At 73.5% G+C, this 17,325-nt stretch carries 18 protein-coding genes; 11 read left to right on the forward strand and 7 right to left on the reverse strand.

The window, feature by feature from the left end; all coding sequences use genetic code 11:
• From E6R18_RS11065 to E6R18_RS11075, 3 genes are all read left to right on the forward strand, one after another.
• The coding region (locus E6R18_RS11065; RefSeq protein WP_136316706.1) for an N-acetylmuramoyl-L-alanine amidase at positions 1-828 on the forward strand (828 nt) is incomplete at its 5' end.
• A 223-nt stretch (positions 829-1,051) separates the two neighbouring features.
• Entirely contained in the window at positions 1,052-1,837 is a 786-nt protein-coding gene (locus E6R18_RS11070; protein WP_136316707.1) for a DUF5336 domain-containing protein, read from the forward strand.
• A 108-nt stretch (positions 1,838-1,945) separates the two neighbouring features.
• Entirely contained in the window at positions 1,946-2,953 is a 1,008-nt protein-coding gene (locus tag E6R18_RS11075) for an LLM class F420-dependent oxidoreductase (RefSeq protein WP_136316708.1), read from the forward strand.
• Here E6R18_RS11075 and E6R18_RS11080 read toward each other — a convergent pair.
• From E6R18_RS11080 to E6R18_RS11090, 3 genes are all read right to left on the reverse strand, one after another.
• Complete coding sequence (locus tag E6R18_RS11080; protein WP_136316709.1) at positions 2,946-3,986, reverse strand: PHP domain-containing protein; 1,041 nt, start codon at positions 3,984-3,986, stop codon at positions 2,946-2,948. The two genes, E6R18_RS11075 and E6R18_RS11080, sit on opposite strands and share 8 nt — an antisense overlap.
• An 88-nt stretch (positions 3,987-4,074) precedes the next feature.
• Entirely contained in the window at positions 4,075-4,851 is a 777-nt protein-coding gene (locus E6R18_RS11085) for a maleylpyruvate isomerase family mycothiol-dependent enzyme (RefSeq protein WP_136316710.1), read from the reverse strand.
• A 40-nt stretch (positions 4,852-4,891) separates the two neighbouring features.
• The gene (locus E6R18_RS11090; RefSeq protein WP_136316711.1) at positions 4,892-5,446 is read right to left on the reverse strand and encodes a hypothetical protein; all 555 of its coding nucleotides are present in this window, start codon (positions 5,444-5,446) and stop codon (positions 4,892-4,894) included.
• Between the two features lie 141 nt (positions 5,447-5,587).
• Here E6R18_RS11090 and E6R18_RS11095 point away from each other — a divergent pair, with 141 nt between their 5' ends.
• Positions 5,588-5,878, forward strand: a complete 291-nt coding sequence (locus E6R18_RS11095; protein WP_136316712.1) for a hypothetical protein — start codon at positions 5,588-5,590, stop codon at positions 5,876-5,878.
• 19 nt (positions 5,879-5,897) lie between these two features.
• On the opposite strand, the gene E6R18_RS11100 is transcribed toward E6R18_RS11095, so the two are convergent.
• The 3 genes from E6R18_RS11100 to E6R18_RS11110 all read right to left on the reverse strand — a co-directional run bounded on the left by E6R18_RS11100 (position 5,898) and on the right by E6R18_RS11110 (position 9,118).
• Entirely contained in the window at positions 5,898-6,971 is a 1,074-nt protein-coding gene (locus tag E6R18_RS11100) for a prenyltransferase/squalene oxidase repeat-containing protein (RefSeq protein WP_136316713.1), read from the reverse strand.
• Positions 6,968-7,717 (reverse strand): class I SAM-dependent methyltransferase, encoded by a 750-nt coding sequence (locus E6R18_RS11105; protein WP_136316714.1) that lies wholly within the window; start codon positions 7,715-7,717, stop codon positions 6,968-6,970. The genes E6R18_RS11100 and E6R18_RS11105 overlap by 4 nt, the downstream gene beginning before the upstream one ends.
• 69 nt (positions 7,718-7,786) lie before the next feature.
• Complete coding sequence (locus E6R18_RS11110; protein WP_136316715.1) at positions 7,787-9,118, reverse strand: glycosyltransferase family 4 protein; 1,332 nt, start codon at positions 9,116-9,118, stop codon at positions 7,787-7,789.
• A 230-nt stretch (positions 9,119-9,348) separates the two neighbouring features.
• Between E6R18_RS11110 and E6R18_RS11115 the strand changes: the two genes are divergently transcribed.
• From E6R18_RS11115 to E6R18_RS11145, 7 genes are all read left to right on the forward strand, one after another.
• The gene (locus tag E6R18_RS11115; protein WP_136316716.1) at positions 9,349-9,960 is read left to right on the forward strand and encodes a TetR family transcriptional regulator; all 612 of its coding nucleotides are present in this window, start codon (positions 9,349-9,351) and stop codon (positions 9,958-9,960) included.
• 135 nt (positions 9,961-10,095) lie between these two features.
• The gene (locus tag E6R18_RS11120; protein WP_136316717.1) at positions 10,096-11,346 is read left to right on the forward strand and encodes a substrate-binding domain-containing protein; all 1,251 of its coding nucleotides are present in this window, start codon (positions 10,096-10,098) and stop codon (positions 11,344-11,346) included.
• Between the two features lie 3 nt (positions 11,347-11,349).
• Positions 11,350-12,138 carry an ABC transporter ATP-binding protein gene (locus tag E6R18_RS11125; protein ID WP_136316718.1) on the forward strand — a complete coding sequence of 263 codons (789 nt, stop codon included), beginning with the start codon at positions 11,350-11,352 and terminating at the stop codon, positions 12,136-12,138.
• The gene (locus E6R18_RS11130) at positions 12,135-12,881 is read left to right on the forward strand and encodes an ABC transporter ATP-binding protein (RefSeq protein ID WP_136316719.1); all 747 of its coding nucleotides are present in this window, start codon (positions 12,135-12,137) and stop codon (positions 12,879-12,881) included. Before E6R18_RS11125 ends, E6R18_RS11130 begins: the two co-directional genes overlap by 4 nt.
• The gene (locus E6R18_RS11135; protein ID WP_136316720.1) at positions 12,881-13,768 is read left to right on the forward strand and encodes a branched-chain amino acid ABC transporter permease; all 888 of its coding nucleotides are present in this window, start codon (positions 12,881-12,883) and stop codon (positions 13,766-13,768) included. Before E6R18_RS11130 ends, E6R18_RS11135 begins: the two co-directional genes overlap by 1 nt.
• Complete coding sequence (locus E6R18_RS11140) at positions 13,765-14,877, forward strand: branched-chain amino acid ABC transporter permease (RefSeq protein WP_136316721.1); 1,113 nt, start codon at positions 13,765-13,767, stop codon at positions 14,875-14,877. The genes E6R18_RS11135 and E6R18_RS11140 overlap by 4 nt, the downstream gene beginning before the upstream one ends.
• Positions 14,874-15,758 (forward strand): alpha/beta hydrolase, encoded by an 885-nt coding sequence (locus tag E6R18_RS11145; protein WP_136316722.1) that lies wholly within the window; start codon positions 14,874-14,876, stop codon positions 15,756-15,758. The genes E6R18_RS11140 and E6R18_RS11145 overlap by 4 nt, the downstream gene beginning before the upstream one ends.
• A gap of 53 nt (positions 15,759-15,811) precedes the next feature.
• Here the strand turns inward: E6R18_RS11145 and E6R18_RS11150 are convergent, their stop codons facing one another.
• Positions 15,812-17,077, reverse strand: coding sequence for a PHB depolymerase family esterase (locus E6R18_RS11150; RefSeq protein WP_136316723.1), 1,266 nt, complete (start codon positions 17,075-17,077; stop codon positions 15,812-15,814).
• Between the last annotated feature and the right edge of the window lie 248 nt (positions 17,078-17,325).

Here is a 17,325-nt window from a genome sequence, read left to right on the forward strand (position 1 = left end):
GCCCGGCCGGGACCGAGCGCCACCGGGGCCGCCACCCCGTCCGCCGACCCGGCGCCGCCCTCCCCCACCCGCTCCCCGTCGCCGTCGCCGTCGCCGTCGCGCACGAGCGCCTCCCCGTCCGCCACGCGCTCGGTGCCGCCGCCCGCCCCCTCCGGGCCGCTGTCCGGGCGGACGGTCGTCATCGACCCCGGGCACAACCCCCGCAACCACCTGCACACCGCCGAGATCAACCGCCAGGTGGACATCGGGACCGGGCACAAGGAGTGCGACACCACCGGAACCGCCACCAACGGGGGTTACGCGGAGGCGGAGTTCAACCTCGACGTCGCGCACCGGCTGCGGACGCTGCTGCGGGCCCAGGGCGCGACGGTGATCCTGACGTACGACGGGGACCGGGAGTTCGGGCCGTGCGTGGACGAGCGGGCGCGCATCGGCAACAAGGCCCACGCGGACGCGGTGATCTCGATCCACGCGGACGGATCGGCCGCCGGCAACCGGGGCTTCCACGTGATCCTTCCCGCATCGGTGCGCGGCGGGGGCGCGGACACCTCGAAGATCGTCGCGGCCTCCCGTGATCTCGGCACCCGTATCGCCGGACTGTTCGTGCGCAGTACCGGAAGTTCCCCTTCCAATTACGTGGGCAGCAATACCGGTTTGGACGTACGCAAGGATCTCGGCGGACTGAATTTGTCGACCGTGCCCAAAGTCTTCATCGAATGCGGCAATATGCGCGATCCCAAGGACGCCGCCCTGCTCACCAGCCCGGGTTGGCGCCAGAAGGCCGCGCAGGGCATCGCCGACGGCATCAGCAGCTACCTCGGGGGGTAAGCAAGGGGTGATTCTGCGATGAATTCGGGAGGATGTCCGCGCACCAACCGGGCAGGAACACAACCCGCCCGGGCAGACGATAGATTCATCCGTACGATGGGGAGCCGTTCCCGAGCTTCGTGCCGTGCCCGCCGCAGACGCGGTGCCAGCGACGACCGCCCCGACGAGACGACCGACTAAGGACCTTCACGTGAATATCCGCTCCCTCACTCGAGGCGATGGCGTGGTGATCGGAGCAGCGGTCGTGCTGTTCATCGCCTCTTTCCTCGACTACTTCGACTACGGAAGCACCAGCGTCGACCCGCCCAACTCCTGGGACTCCCTGGGCAATGGCATCGGTGTCTACATGGTCGGGGTGATCGGCGCAGCACTGATCGTGCTCTCCCGTTCGCAGCCGCAGCCGCGCAAGGTCCTCGGCCTCGACCTCGCCCAGTTCGGCGTCGCGGCCACGGTCTTCACGGCGTGGAACATGTTCTGGACGATCATCGACCTCGGCCAGATCGACGCCGGTGCCGGTCTGATCCTCGGCTTCATCGCCTCCCTGGTGCTGGCCGCGGGAGCGGTCGCCTCCCCGCTGGTCCCGGCCCTCAGGGCCCCGCTCGCGGGTGCCCCGAAGCCGCAGGCCGTACATCCGCCGTACGGTGGCCAGCCCGGCCAGGGCTACGGCTACCCGGGCGGTCCGCAGCCCGCCTTCGGCGGTCAGCCGGGCCAGCCCCAGCCGTACGCCGCCCCGCAGCACGCCGGTCAGCCCGACGCCCAGCAGGCGCAGGCCCCGGCCCCGCAGTCCCCGGCGGCCGGCGGGCAGTCCGGTGACTTCACCCCGTTCTGGTTCGCGGTGCCGGTGGCCCGCCAGCTGTACAACGAGGACGGTTCGCAGGCCCCGATCGCCGAGCTGGCGCCGGGCACCTGGTACCTCGCGGTCGAGCAGCGCGGTGCGGCCCTGATCGCCCAGACGCAGGACGGCCGTCGCGGCGTCCTCCAGGACACCACGGGCATCCAGCGCGGCTGACGCCCCGCACGCAGGACAGCGGCCCTCCGCCCCTTCCGGGCGGGGGGCCGCTGCCGTACTCTCCCCGACGTACCTGATGCAACGTCAGAAAGTCGGGGAGGCAGCGGAATGCGGCTCGGACTCGCTCTCGGTTACTGGGGCCGCGGCCCCGACCCGGCCCATCTGGAGCTGGCCCGGGCGGCGGAGGACCTGGGCTACACCTCGGTGTGGACGGCGGAGGCATGGGGCTCGGACGCCTTCACCCCGCTGACCTGGATCGCCGCCCACACCTCCCGCATCCGCCTGGGCACGGCCATCGCGCAGATGGCGGCCCGCTCCCCCACCGCGACCGCCATGCACGCGCTGACCCTCGACCACCTCTCCGGCGGCCGGATGATGCTCGGCCTCGGGCTTTCCGGCCCGCAGGTCGTGGAGGGCTGGTACGGGCGGCCGTTCCCGGCGAGCCCGCTCACCGCGACCCGCGAGTACGTGGACGTGGTGCGCCAGGTGCTCCGCCGCGAGGCCCCCGTCGAACTGGACGGCCGCTTCCACACCCACCCGTACCGGGGCCCGGGCGCCACCGGCCTCGGCAAGGCGCTGAAGCCGATCACGCATCCGCTGCGCGCCTCGCTCCCGGTGCTGCTGGGCGCGGAGGGGCCGGGGAACATCGCGCAGACCACCCGGATCGCGGACGGCTGGCTGCCGCTGTACTGGTCGCCGACGCGCACCGATGTGTACGAGGCCGCGCTCGACGGCCTGCCCGAGGGCTTCATGGTCGCGCCGATGGCACGGGCCCGGGTCTGCGACGACGTGGCGGAGGGGCTGCTGCCGGTGAAGGCGATGCTCGGCTTCTACATCGGCGGCATGGGCGCCGCCGCCCGCAACTTCCACGCGGACCTGATGGCGCGGATGGGCTACGAACAGGAGGCGCGCCACATCCAGCGGCTGTTCCTCCAGGGCCGCGAGGAGGAGGCGGTGATGGCCGTGCCGGACGCGTTCGCCGACGAGATCTCGCTGGTCGGGCCGAGGGAGCGGATCGCGGAGCGGCTGGAGGCGTGGCGCGCGGGTCCGGTCACCGACCTGCTGGTGACGGCGCCCGACCCGCACACCCTGCGGGTGCTCGCAGAGCTCAACTAGCCGCGCGCTTGGGGACTTCGCCCTGACGGGTCCAGCGCAGGAGTTCGTCCGCCGACCAGGTGGTGACGACGCGTTCCGGCGGGACCCCGCACTCCTCGGCGCGGGCGCAGCCGTACGCCTGCCAGTCCAGCTGGCCCGGTGCGTGCGCGTCGGTGTCCACGGCGGACAGGGTGCCCGCCGCCACGGCCCGGCGCAGCAGCCGGCGGGGCGGGTCCAGCCGCTCGGGCCTGCTGTTGATCTCCACGGCCGTGCCCGACTCCGCGCAGGCGGCGAAGACCTCGTCCGCGTCGAACGTGGACTCGGGGCGGCCCCGTCCGGTGACCAGGCGGCCGGTGCAGTGGCCGAGGACGTCGGCCTGCGGATGGCGGACGGCGGCGACCATGCGCCGGGTCATCGGTGCGGGGTCCATGCGGAGTTTGGAGTGGACGGACACCACGACGAGGTCCACCTGTTCCAGCAGCTCCTCCTCCTGGTCGAGGGTGCCGTCGAGGTGGATGTCGCACTCGATACCGGTGAGCAGCCTGAACGGCGCCCAGCGCTCGTTGAGTTCGGCGATCTCGGCGAGCTGCCGGCGCAGCCGCTCGGGCGAGAGGCCGTTCGCGACGGTGAGCCGGGGCGAGTGGTCGGTGAGCACCGTCCAGTCGTGGCCCAGCTCCGCGGCCGCGCGGCCCATCTCCTCGATGGGGCTGCCGCCGTCCGACCAGTCGGAGTGCGTATGGCAGTCGCCGCGCAGCAGCGAGAGCAGGTGCTCGCCGCCCTTCGCGAGGGGCCCGGCGCCGCGCGCCTCGGACTCCAGCCGGTCCAGGTATCCGGGAGTCTCGCCGGCCACCGCCTCGCGGATGACCTCGGCGGTGCGGGGGCCGATGCCCTTGACCTGTTCCAGCGAGCCGTCCGCCACGCGCCGGCCGACCTCGCCGTCGTCCATCGCGGCGAGGGTGCGGGCGGCGGTGCGGAATGCCTGGACGCGGTAGGTGACCGCCTTGCCGCGCTCCAGCAGGAAGGCGATCCGCTCCAGGGCCCTGACCGGGTCCATGGCACCTCCTCGCGGGACGGGACGGTTGCGGCCGTCCGTCCAGCTTGGCCCAACGCCGCCCGGCCCGCACACCGGCGGCCGCCCGCGCTCAGCCGAAGGCCGTGCGCGCCAGCCAGAAGTCCAGCAGCCCGGCGTCGCCCAGCACCTCCACCCGGTCGCTGTCGGGGGCGAGGCGCCGGTTGAAGACCAGCATCAGGTCGGTGAGCGGCCCCCGCAGTGCCACGGTCGCCTTGCCGTGCGCCCGGCGCCAGGTGAAGCCGTCCTCACCCAGCTCGATCAGCCACTCGGCGTCGGGCACGTCGGTGGCGTGCAGGTGGAGGGAGCGGCCGGCGCCGCGCAGCTCCGCGCCCCGGGGGTCGCCCTGGGCCTGAGCGAAGGCGAGGATCTGCAGCCGCTCGTCGATCGTGTCCGCGGCCAGCTCCGGGGCGACCGTGTACGGGACCTTCGCGGCGAGGGCCGCGTCCGCCAGATGGACGACGGTCTCGATGGCCATGCGCCGCGCCCAGAAGCCGGCGCGCTGCTCCCGGACCCAGGACCACACCTCCGTCTGCGGACCCGCCTCCCGCAGTGCGGCGGCGGTCCCGGCCGCCCCGTCCGCGAGCCAGGCGTCGAGCGCGGCGGGGTCGTCGCCCTCGGGGGCGCGCGCCGGCACCTTCTCCGGGGCGACCGCCTCGGGGGCCCGGGTGCGGACGATCTCACCGGCCCAGCGCTGGGCGCGGCCGACGTGCAGGGCGAGTTCGCGCAGCGTCCAGTCGGGGCAGGTCGGTACGGTGGCGTCGAGGTCGGCGCCCATGAGCGTCGCCCTCAACTCGTCGGTCAGGCGGACGATTTCGTCGCAGTAGCGCTCATGCGTGAGTAGACCCATGCCCGCACCCTAATGCGACGCCGGGGCCTCCCACATGCGGTTATCCGCCAAGCTGTGACGTGGACGGCACCTTGTCCTTCACTTCGGCGCCCGCGCTCTTCCCCGCGTCCTTGATGCCGTTGACGACGCTCTCGAAGGCGCCGATGTCGCCCGAACCCGCGTCGCCTTTACGGAGCTTGGTACCGAGGCCCTTGAGCGATTCGATGCCCGCGGTGAGCGGGGCGACGGCCTTCGACAGCAGCGGGTCGCCCTTGGCGTTGTCCGAGGCCGCCTTGAGCCGGTTGTAGGCGAAGCCGCCCGCGAGGCCCGCCTTGACGAGGGCGAAGGTGCGCCCGTCTGCGCCCTTCTTGAACTTCCCGGCCCGGTACGGCTTCACGATCCACTGGTACGTCGCGCCCGCCGCGAGCCCCGCGTTGGCGACGAACCGGGTCTTGGCGAACTTCTGCGCCTGGGCCGACGAGGTGCCGGTGGGCGACGCGGAACTGCTCGCGGCGCTGCCCTTGTCGTCGCTGCCGCATGCGGTGGCACCCACCAGCAGGGCGCAGGACAGCAGCAGCGCGGTCACCGTGCGGCGCAGCGGTACGGGTCGGGGCACGGCGGGCCTCCCTGGCCGGGCGGAGCACAACGGGTGCCGGGGCCCGGCACTCCCCCGCCAGGCTGGCTCCGGTCGCAGGGCCGCGCCAGCGCTGGGGGGCCGTACGTGTTTCGGCGGGGCGAAAGCGGCAACGCGGAGCCCATGTCCTACAGCAGAGGCAACGGAAGCGTCACCGCAGCACGTGTCATCGCCGTAGTGGCCGACGTCATGGCCTTCATCATCGGCCTGTGGATCCTGATGTACCTGCTCGACGCGAACCGGGGCAACGAGCTGGTCGAGTTCGTGCGGCACACCGCACGCTGGCTCGCGGGCTGGTCGTACGACCTGTTCACGTTCGACCGGGCGTGGGCCAATGTCGTCGCCGGCTACGGCCTCGCCGCCCTGGTGTACCTGTTCATCGGGCACGCCGTGGCGGGCCGCGTCCGGCGCTGACGGAGCCTTTGGGAAGCCCTCAGCCGCAGCAGTCCGGCTCAAGGCCCTTCGGAAGCCGCTCGCCGCTGAAGACGGCGGTGGTCGCCTCGTCGCCCCCGAGCGCGGCCACCGCCAGCAGGAGCGAACCGGCGGTCCACGAGGTCTGCTCCTCGGGCCAGAACGCCCGGTTGCCCTCGAAGACGTACCCCGTCCAGTACATGCCGCCCTCGGCCCGCAGGTGCTGGATGGACTGGAGGATCTCCAGGGCCCGGTCCGACTCGCCCATCACCCAGAGGGCGAGGGCCAGTTCGCAGCTCTCGCCGCCGGTCACCCACGGGTTGGGCAGCACGCAGCGCACGCCGAGTCCCGGGACGACGAAGCGGTCCCAGCCCTCCTCGATCCGCTCCTTGGCCGCCGCGCCGGTGACGGCGCCGCCCAGGACCGGGTAGTACCAGTCCATCGAGTACGCGCCCTTGTCGAGGAAGCGCTCCGGATGGCTGCGGATCGCGTGGCCGAGCGCGCCGGTCGCCAACTCCCAGTCCGGCTGGGCCTCCTCGCGTCGTTCGGCGATGGCGAGCGCGCAGCGCAGCGCCTGGTGGATGGAGGAGGAGCCGGTCAGCAGCGCGTCCCTCACCGGGGTGCCGTCGGCCTCCCGCTTCCAGCCAATCTGGCCGCCGGGCTGCTGGAGCCGCAGGACGAACTCGACGGCCGCGTAGACCGTCGGCCACATCCGGTCGACGAAGGCGTCGTCGCCGGTGGCGAGGTAGTGGTGCCAGACGCCGACGGCCACGTAGGCGCAGAAGTTGGACTCCAGGCCGCGGTCGGTCGGCCGCAGCGGGTCGCCGTCGTGGTAGGCGGCGTACCAGGAGCCGTCCTCGTTCTGGTGGCGGGCCAGCCACTCGTAGGCGCGCTCCGCGGCGGCGTGCTCACCGGCCGCGTCCAGGGCCATGGCGGCCTCGGTGTGGTCCCACGGGTCGAGGTGGTGGCCCCGGAACCACGGGATCGCGCCGTCCGGGCGCTGCACGGCGAGCACGGCGGCGACGGTCTCGGCGGCCTGCGCGGCGGTGAGGACTCCGGGCAGGACGAGGTGTTCGGTCCGCTCGGGAAGGCTCACGCCTCGGCCTCGGCTGCGGCGGCGGCGAGGGGCAGGTGCGGCTTGGTCGCGTAGGCCACGAAGCTCTTGCCGACGACCGGGTTCAGCAGTTGCTCGGTGACCCGGGTGGCCAGCGGCTTCTTCATGATGTCCCAGACCAGCAGCTTGTGGTACGCCCGCACCGGCAGCGCTTTGTCGTTGTCGACGCCGAAGGCGCACTTGAGCCACCAGTACGGGGCGTGCAGGGCGTGGGCGTGGTGGGTGCCGTACGGCTTGAGGCCGGCGCCGCGCATCTTGCCGAGGAGTTCGTCGGCCTTGTAGATGCGGATGTGGCCGCCCTCGACCTCGTGGTAGGCGTCGGAGAGGGCCCAGCAGACCTTCTCGGGGCCGTAGCGCGGGACGGTGACGGCGATCCGGCCGCCGGGCCTGAGGACCCGGACCATCTCGGCGAGCACGCCCTTGTCGTCGGGGATGTGCTCCATGACCTCGGAGATGATCACGACGTCGAAGGACTCGTCGGGGAAGGGCAGGTTGAGCGCGTCGCCCTCCATCGCGGTGGCGGTGGCGCCCTCGGGGGCCTCCCCGGCCTCCTTCATCGCGGCGAACCACTTGGCGACCTCGCGGATCTCCTCGCCGTTCTGGTCGAGGGCCACCACCTGGGCGCCGCGCCGGTAGCACTCGAAGGCGTGGCGTCCGGCGCCGCAGCCCAGGTCGAGCACTCGGTCGCCTGCGGCGAGCGGGAAGCGGGTGAAGTCCACGGTCAGCACGAATGCCTGCTTTCGCGGTCGGGGTCGGGAGGGGGGCGGATGGTCAGGGGCCCGGCGGGCGGGCCGGGTTCATCGCCGGCCGCCGGGGCCGGTGGCGGCGCGGGCGGCGATCGCCTGCCGGTAGAGGGCGGCGGTGCCGATCGCGGCCTGCTTCCAGGTGAACCGGGCGAGCACCCGCTCGCGCCCCGCGGCCCCGAGCCGGGCGCGCAGCTCCGCGTCGCCGAGCAGCCGGCCGAGCGCGTCGGCGAGGGCGCCGGGGTCGGCGGGCGGCACCGCGAGGCAGGTCTCGCCGTCCGGGCCCGCCACCTCGGGGATCGCCCCTCCGGTGGTGGCGACGAGCGGGGTGCCGGTGGCCATGGCCTCGGCGGCGGGCAGCGAGAAGCCCTCGTACAGCGAGGGGACGCAGGCGATCTGGGCGCCGCGCACCAGGTCGACCAGCTCGGTGTCGCTGATGCCCTTGACGAACTCGACGGCGTCCGCGAGCCCGTGCCGCTCGATGGCCTGGGCGACCGGCCCGTCCTCGGCGCGGCGGCCGACGACGACGAGGTGGGCGGCGGGGTTGCCGGTGCGGAGCTTGGCGAGCGCTTCGACCAGGTGGACGAGGCCCTTGAGCGGGACGTCGGCGCTGGAGGTGGTGACGATCCGGCCGGGGACCTCGGCGACCGAGGGGTCGGGCGACCACAGGCCGGTGTCGGCGCCGATGTGGACGACGTGGACGCGGCGGGGGTCCACGCCGAGGTGGTCCGTGATCTCGTCCTTGGAGGAGCCGGAGACGGTGAGCACGGACGGCAGCCGGCGCGCGACCCGCTTCTGCATGCGGGTGAAGGCGTACCAGCGGCGCACGGAGGCGCGGCGGCGGCGGGTGGGGGCCGCGTCCAGGTCGAGCTGCCGGTCGACGGTGATGGGGTGGTGGATCGTGGTGACGAGGGGGGCGCCGAGGTCGCCGAGGAGCCCGTAGCCGAGCGTCTGGTTGTCGTGGATGACGTCGAACTCGCCGCGCCGGGCGGCGAGGTGGCGCCGGGCCCGCAGGCTGAAGGTGAGCGGTTCGGGGAAGCCGCCGGTCCACATGGTGGCGACCTCGGCGGCGTCGATCCAGTCCCGGTACTCGCCGCGCTTCGGGGTGCGGAACGGGTCGGGCTGCCGGTAGAGGTCGAGGCTGGGCAGTTCGGTGAGCGGGACGCCCTCGTCGAGCACCGGGTAGGGCTGGGCGCCGATGACCTCGACGCTGTGGCCGAGGCGGGCGAGTTCGCGGGCGAGATGGCGTACGTAGACGCCCTGTCCGCCGCAGAAGGGGTTGCCCTTGTACGTGAGGAGCGCGATGCGCAGGGGGCCGTCTCCGTCGCCCGTGCCCGACGTACCGGGGCCCGTGCGGGGGCCCGACTCTATGGCCTCAGCGGTCACACTCGGCCCCCTTCTCACTGCGTGTTCGCCGGAGCGTAACCGCTCACGCTAATCTAGAACAAGTTTCAGACTGGATCGTTCAATGAGCTACGAATCTACCGGCAGGTAGCGTCGGTGCAACGGCCGGATCAGGTGATTCGCGCCACGGCACACACCCTGGCATGCTGTGCGCCGCCGCACCGGCCGTCGCGTCCTCGCGGACGCGGGGAGAAGCCACGGGGATGGGACACATGACAGCGGAAGCCAGACCGGCATCGCCGCCCCTGACGGAACGCCAGGAGGCCCGCCGCCGCCGCATCCTGCACGCCAGCGCCCAGCTCGCCGGGAAGGGCGGTTTCGAGGCCGTCCAGATGCGCGAGGTGGCGGAGGCCGCCGGGGTCGCCCTCGGCACCCTGTACCGGTACTTCCCGTCCAAGGTCCACCTCCTCGTCGCCACCATGCAGGACCAGCTCCAGCACATGCACACCACCCTCCGCAAGCGCCCCCCGGCCGGGGACGACGCGGCGGCCCGGGTCGCCGACACCCTGATGCGGGCCTTCCGCGCGATGCAGCGCGAACCGCACCTCGCGGACGCGATGGTCCGGGCCCTGACCTTCGCGGACCGCAGCGTGAGCCCCGAGGTGGACACCGTCTCGCGGCTCACGACCGCGATCATCCTGGACGCGATGGGGACCGGCCACCCGACGCCGGAACAGCTCTCGGCCGTCCGGGTGATCGAGCACACCTGGCACTCGGCGCTGATCACCTGGCTCTCCGGCCGGGCGTCGATCGCGCAGGTGCGCACGGACATCGAGACGGTGTGCCGGCTCATCGACCTGTCGGCGCCGGACCCGGCCTCCTGACCCGGGCGGGCGGCTGCCATGTGCGGCACCCACACGCTCCGGGGGCGAGGTGGGGTGCCCTGCACCATATCGACGGCGGCACGGTGTTCATACGGTTCGGCGACATCACAGGAACACGCCGAGGAGCCGGTCACCATGCCCCGCACAGCCAGCAGAGCCCGCAGAGCCCGCAGATCCCTCAGTGACATCCGTACCGTCGCCGTCCTGGCCGCAGCCGGCCTGCTGCTGACCGGCTGCACCGCCGCCGGGAAGGCGGGCGACTCCGGCTCGGCGAAGTCCGCCGACGACGCGGCCGTGAAGGTCGGCCTGGTGTACTCCAGGACCGGGCTCCTCGCCGACTACGGCAAGCAGTACCGCGACGGCTTCATGGCCGGCCTGGACTACGCCACCAAGGGCACCCGCAAGGCCGGCGGCCACCCCATCGAGGTCACCGAGCAGGACGACGCGGGCGACCCCGGCAAGGCCGTCTCCGCCGCGAAGAACCTGATCGGCAAGGGCTACAAGGTGCTGGCCGGCACCACCGACTCCGGCGTCGCCCTCCAGATGGCCCCGCTCGCCGCCCAGAACAAGATCCTCTACGTCAACGGCCCGGCCGCCACCGACGCGGTGACCGGCGTCAACGACTACACCTTCCGCTCGGGCCGGCAGTCCTACCAGGACATCCTGACGGCGGGGACGATGCTCGGTGAGGCCAAGGGCAAGAAGGTCACGGTGCTCGCCCAGGACTCCACCTTCGGCCAGGCCAACGTCGCCGCCGTCAAGGCGGTGCTCGGCGAGAAGGGCGCGAAGGTGGGCTCGGTGCTGGCTCCGCCCAGCGCGACGGACCTGACGCCGTTCGCCCGGCAGGTCAAGGCGGGCGGGCCCGACCTGGTCTTCGTCGCCTGGGCCGGCTCCACCGCCCCGGCGCTGTGGACCGCGCTGGACCAGCAGGGCGTGCTCGGCGCGAGCAAGGTCGTCACCGGCCTGGCCGGCACCGCCTCGTACCCCGTCTTCGGGGCCGCCGGGTCCAAGGTGTCGTTCCTGGCGCACTACTTCCCGGGCGCGGGCGGCGGCAACGCCGTGGAGAAGGCGATGCTGGACGCCGTGACGAAGGACGGCGGCCGGCCCGACCTGTTCACGCCGGACGGCTTCACCGCCGCCCAGATGATCGTGCACGCCATCGAGGAGGGCAGCGCCACCGACACCGCCGCGATGGTGAAGGCCCTGGAGGGCTGGAGCTTCGACGGGGTCAAGGGGCGGACCCGGGTCCGGGGCGAGGACCACGCGCTGCTGCAGCCGATGTTCGTGGCCCAGCTGGACGGCAAGGGCAAGACGGCCGAGCCGAAGCTGCTGGACACCGAGCAGATGGACGCCGTGGCACCGCCCGTGAAGCCCGCGGCGGGCTGAACCGTGACCGCACCCCACACCCTCGGGCCGGCAGGCCCGGCGGACCGGGTGGCGCCCGTGCTCCAGCTGGAGGGACTCGGCTGGAGCGTCGGCGGCGCCACCATCGTCGAAGACGTCACGCTGAGCGTCCGCGAGGGCGAGTTCCTCGCCTTCATCGGGCCCAACGGGGCGGGCAAGACCTCCCTGTTCAACCTCATCAGCGGGCTCAACCTGCCCACCGCGGGCCGCATCGAGCTGGACGGCGCCGAGATGACGGACCGGCCCGCGCACGCAAGGGCCAGGCGCGGGATCGGCCGGACCTTCCAGACCTCCAGCCTGTGGCCCGCGATGACCGTCGCCGACCACGTCCGGCTCGCCGCACAGGCCGCCCGGGGCGGCTCGTACCGGCTGTGGCGGCCCGCCGACCCGTACACCGCCGAGGTGGCCGGGGTCCTGGAACGCACCGGGCTCGCCCACCGGGCGAAGGCCACGGCGGCCGAACTCTCGCACGGCGAGAAGCGGAAGCTGGAGCTGGCCGTGCTGCTGGTGGGCGAACCCCGGCTGATGCTGCTCGACGAGCCGATGGCCGGGGTGAGCGCCGAGGAGGTCCCGGCGCTGACCGAACTCATCCGCACCCTGCACCGGGAGGAGGGGCGCACGGTCCTCATGGTCGAACACCACATGGACGTCCTGCTGGGCCTCGCGGACCGGCTCGCCGTGATGCACCACGGCCGGCTGCTGGCCCTGGACACCCCCGGCGCGGTCACCGCCGACCCGACCGTGCAGCAGGCGTACCTCGGGGAGGGGCTGTGACGGAGCAACCCCTGCTCGACGTCAAGGACCTGCGGGTCCTGATCGGCGGACGCCACATCCTGCACGGCGTCGACCTGGACGTCACCGCCCACGGCGTCACCGCGCTGCTCGGGCGCAACGGCGCCGGGAAGACCACCACCGTGCGGGGCGTCCTCGGCCTCGTCCCGCGCGCCGGCAGCGTCCGGCTCGGCGGCGAGGAGACCGTGGGCCTGCCCACCCACGCCCTGGTCCGGCGCGGCATCGGCTACGCCCCCGAGGACCGGGGGATCTTCGCCGGGCTGACCGTCGCGGAGAACCTGCGGCTGGCCGAGCGGCGCGGCGCGGGCGAGCCCGCGTACGGCCTCGTCCACGAACTCTTCCCCGAACTGAAGCAGCGCGCACGGCAGTTGGCCGGGACGCTGTCGGGCGGGCAGCAGCAGATGGTCGCCATCGGGCGCACCCTGCTCAACACCAACCGGCTGATCATCGCGGACGAGCCCACCAAGGGCCTGGCGCCGAAAGTCGTCACCGAGGTGGCCCAGGTGCTGGAGCGGGCCGCCGAGGCGGTGCCGGTGCTGCTCGTGGAGCAGAACCTCGCCGTGGTGCGCCGGCTCGCCGGGCACTGCGTGGTCCTCGCCGACGGCCGCACCGCCCACCGGGGCCCGGCCGCCGAGCTGCTGGGCGACGCGGAGGCGGCCCGCACGCTGCTCGGCGTGGGGCACGGCCCGGTCCCCGCACACCCTTCCGTGAAGGCGGATTCCTGATGTCCACCCTCGTCCTGCTCACCATGACCGGACTCGGTCTGGGGGCCCTCTACTTCCTCGTCGCGTCCGGACTCTCGCTGATCTTCGGCCTGATGGACGTGCTCAACTTCGCGCACGGGGCGCTGCTGTCCATCGGCGCGTACGGCACCTGGTGGGCCGCGTCCGGGAACCTGCCCGGCGCGGGCCCCGGCGGGGCCGGCTTCGTGCTGGCGGTCCTGTTCGGTACGGCGGTGGGCACCACCGCCGCCGTGCTGCTGGAACTCGCCGTCGTCCGCCCGCTCTACACCCGGCCGCGCGAGCAGGTGCTCGCCACGGTCGGGGTGGGGCTCGCCGTCCCCGCGCTGCTCTCCGGCATCTGGGGCTCGGACGCCCACACCTTCCCCGGGCCCGAGGCGCTGGGCGGGACCTTCGGGCTGCTGGGCGCGCAGGTCCCGGTCAACCGGCTGGTGCTGGTGGGGGCGGCGGTCGTGGTGCTGGTGGCACTGCGGCTGTTCCTCGGCCGGACCCGGCACGGCCTGGTCGTCCGGGCGGGGGTCGAGGACCGGGCGATGGTCACCGCGCTCGGCATCGACGTCCGCAGGGCGTTCACGCTGGTCTTCGCGATCGGCGGCTGCGCGGCGGCGCTGGGCGGGGCGCTCGGCGGGCTGTACTTCGGCTCGGTCGACCCCCACCAGGGCACCTCGCTGCTGATCTTCGCGTTCGTCGTCGTGGTCACCGGCGGCATGGGCTCGGTGACCGGCGCCGCCGTGGCGTCCGTGGTCATCGGCCTGGTCCAGCAGTTCGCCAACTACTACACCGCAGCGGGGCTCGGCGATCTGGCGGTCGTCGTCCTGCTCGCCGTGCTGCTGCTGATCCGGCCGCGCGGACTGACGGGGAGGCTCGCGTGAGCACCGCCACCGACACACACGACCGCACCGGCGAGCGGCCGGACACGGCTCCGGCCACGGCCGGGCGGGCCCGGCCGCTGCGCTGGTGGCCCGCCGCCGTCCTGCTGGTGCTGGTGGCCGCGCCGTTCAGCGCCGTGCCGGTGCCGGGCGTGCTCGACGGGCCCCTCGGCTCGGCGGGCAGTCTGCAACTCCTGGCGACCTGCCTGCTGTTCGGCGCTCTGGCCACCGGCTACGACCTGCTGCTCGGGCGGACCGGGCTGCTCTCGTTCGGCCATGCCCTGTACTTCGCGGCGGGCAGCTACGCCACCAACCTGTTCCTGCTGGAGGCGGGGCTGCCGTTCGCCCTCGCCACGGTCCTCGGGCTGCTCTTCGGGATCGCGCTGGCGCTGGCCCTGGGGTCGGTGAGCCTGCGCGTCACCGGCATCGGCTTCTCGATGGTGACCCTGGCGTTCGCCCAGGCGGGCTCGATCCTGGTGTCCCGCAACCCCGGCGGGGTCACCGGCGGCGAGGAGGGCCGGGCGGCCCCGTCCGACCTGCTGCCGTCCTCGCTCGTCGGCATCGACAACACCGCGAACCTGTACTGGATCGCGCTGGCCTACCTCGTCCTCACCCTGGGCGTCGTCCACTGGGCGGTCCGCTCCCCCACCGGCCGCGTCTGGGAGGGCATCAAGGAGAACGAGCGCCGGGTGGAGGTGCTGGGCCTCAAGCCGTACGGGTTCAAGCTGACGGCCTTCGTCGTCGCGGGCGGGCTCGCGGCGCTCGGCGGAATCGTGCACCTGCTCCTGACGGGCGGCTCCACACCCCAGACGACCGCCTCCGACTTCACGCTGTCGCTGCTCGTGATGGTGGTGCTCGGCGGCTCGGGGACCCGCTGGGGCCCGATGGTCGGCGGCATCCTCTACACCTGGGCCGACCACCGGCTCGGCGACCTGGCCGGTTCGGGCGCGGTCGCCGACCTGCCCGCCGTGCTGCGCGTACCGCTCTCGCAGCCGCTGTTCCTGCTGGGCGTGCTGTTCGTGGCCGTGGTACATCTGCTGCCCGGCGGCCTGGCCCGGCTGCCGTCCCGGCTGAGGGCCGTTTCGAACCGTAAGGAGACCGGAGACCAGTGATACCGCACGAGGAGATCCACGTCGCCGTGCCCGGAGGCGAGTTGGCCGCGCTGCGCTGGCGGGCCGCCGACCCGGACGCCCCGGTGGTGGTGGCGCTGCACGGCATCACCTCCAACGCGCTCTCCTGGGCGGCGGTGGCGCGGCTGCTGGCGGGACGGGTCACGCTGGTCGCCCCGGATCTGCGCGGCCGGGCCGGGAGTTCGCACCTGCCGGGCCCGTACGGCATCGCCGCGCACACCGACGACATCGCCGCCCTGACCGGAGCCCTGGGCCTGGACCGGGTGGTGCTGGCGGGCCACTCGATGGGCGCGTTCGTGGCGGCCCTGGCGGCGGTGCGCCACCCGTACCGTTTCGGGCCGCTGCTCCTCGTGGACGGCGGCATCGGCTTCCCGGCGCCGACGCACCTGACGCCGGACGAGCTGATGACGGCGGTGATCGGCCCGGCGATGGACCGGCTGTCGATGACCTTCCCCGACCGGGCCGCCTACCGCGCGTTCTGGCAGGCGCACCCGGCCTTCGCGGACGCCTGGTCCGAGGAGGTGGACGCGTACATCCAGCGCGACCTGACGGGTGAGGAGCCGGCCCTGCGCTCGTCCTGCCGGATCGAGGCGATCCGCACGGACGGGGTCGGCCTGTTCGACGAGGAGGTGCTCTCGGCGGTCCGGAAGCTGCCCGCCGACGCGGTGCTGCTGTGGGCGGCGCGCGGCCTGATGGACGAGGAGCAGGGCCTGTACGACGAGGGCCGGCTGGCCGCCGCCGACCTGGGCGGGACCCGGGTGGAGCCGGTCGCGGTGCGGGACGTGAACCACTACACGGTCCTCACGGGTGACCGGGGCGCGCGGGAGATCGCGGACCGGCTGGTGGCGTTCGCGCGCGCCTGAGCGGGATACGGAGCGGGCCCGGCGGTGTCGCCGGGCCCGCCCGTCCGTGCGGGTCAGGCGGCGCAGCCGCTGTCCGCGATGACGAAGTAGCCGGCCGGGGTCTCCTTCAGGGTGTGGCTGACGAAGACGTTGTACAGGCCCATGTTCTGGTTCGAGCCGTTGGCGTAGACGTACCCGCCGGACATGTGCGCCCGGCCCGCCGTGACGTGGGCGTAGTTGGTGGCGCTGTAGCACGCGGCGGGGCCGGGTGTGCCGGGGTCGCCGCCGTCGCCCGGGTCGCCGCCGTCGCCCGGGTCGCCGCCGTCGCCGGGGGCGGTGCCGCCGTCCAGGCCCCAGAAGACGCCGGTGTAGTACGAGGAGCAGATGGAGCTCAGGAAGTAGGCGGCGGTCGAGCCGCACTGCTGGTCGCCCGAGCCGGGGGCGACGGCCAGGCCGTGGCCCATGCCGGAGACCGAGTACATCTGCACCGCGGGCTTCCCGGAGGCGTCGTTGTAGACGGTACGGATGGTGTTGCCGGGCAGGGTGTCGGTGGACGACGGGGTCTGGCCGATGCCCCAGACGTTGGTCCACTGGTCGCGCAGGGCCGTGGCGTTGGCCGGGTAGACCGTGTAGTCGGACGTGCCCTGCCAGATCGCCACCCGGGGCCACGGGCCGCTGTAGCCGGGGTAGGCGGCGCGGACCTTGTCGCCCCACTGCGCGGGCGTCTGGCTCTGCGGGCCGTACTGGCAGGTCGAGGCGGCCACCTGGCTCGTCGCGCACTGGGCGGGCAGCCCCGAGGCCACCGAGCCGCCCGCGAACACGTCCGGGTAGGCGGCGAGCAGGTCGGCGGTCATCCCGCCGCCCGCCGAAAGGCCGGTGACGTACACCCGGCGGGCGTCGGTGCCGTAGGTGCGCTTCGCGTAGTCGACCATCTGCACGATGGACGCGGCCTCGCCCTTGCCCCGGGTGTCGTCGGCCGGGTCGAACCAGTTGAAGCAGGACAGCGCGTTGTTGGCGGAGGTGGTCTGCGGGAAGACGACCGCGAAGCCCCAGGCGTCGGCGAACTTCGGCCAGCCGGAGTTGGTGTAGTACGCGTCGGCGGTCTGCGTGCAGCCGTGCAGTGCGACGACGAGGGGGGCGTTGTCGGGGAGCTGGGCGGGGGTGTACGCGTACATCTGGAGGTTGCCGGGGTTGGTGCCGAAGCCGGTCACCTGCTGGAGGCCGGCGGCAGCTGCGGCGGGCTGCGCGGCGGCGGTGGCGGTCAGCGTCGCGGCGAGCAGAGCGAGGGCGGCGGTGGACGCGACGCGGCGGAAGAGGCGTTTCAGGATCGTTGGACGCACGGGGCTGCATCTCCCTGTCGTGGGGGTGGGGGGCCGATGGGGTCGCTGCCGGAACCTACGAGCAGCCGGGGCCCCCGCCCATGTGGCAGACGGACACCGGCGGGCCCCGGCTGTGTGCGGCCGGTCCCTTGCGCCGCCCCCGGGCCCGGCGCGGGGGGCCGCCCGGCGGGGACCGGCACCACGTACGCCGCCACCATGCCGGGGCGGGAGGGTGTGTGCACCGGCGCCATGTGACACGGGCCGCCGCG

Origin of the sequence: Streptomyces sp. A1277, from assembly GCF_004795015.1 — a bacterium.
In the GTDB taxonomy this organism is placed as follows: Bacteria; Actinomycetota; Actinomycetes; order Streptomycetales; family Streptomycetaceae; genus Streptomyces.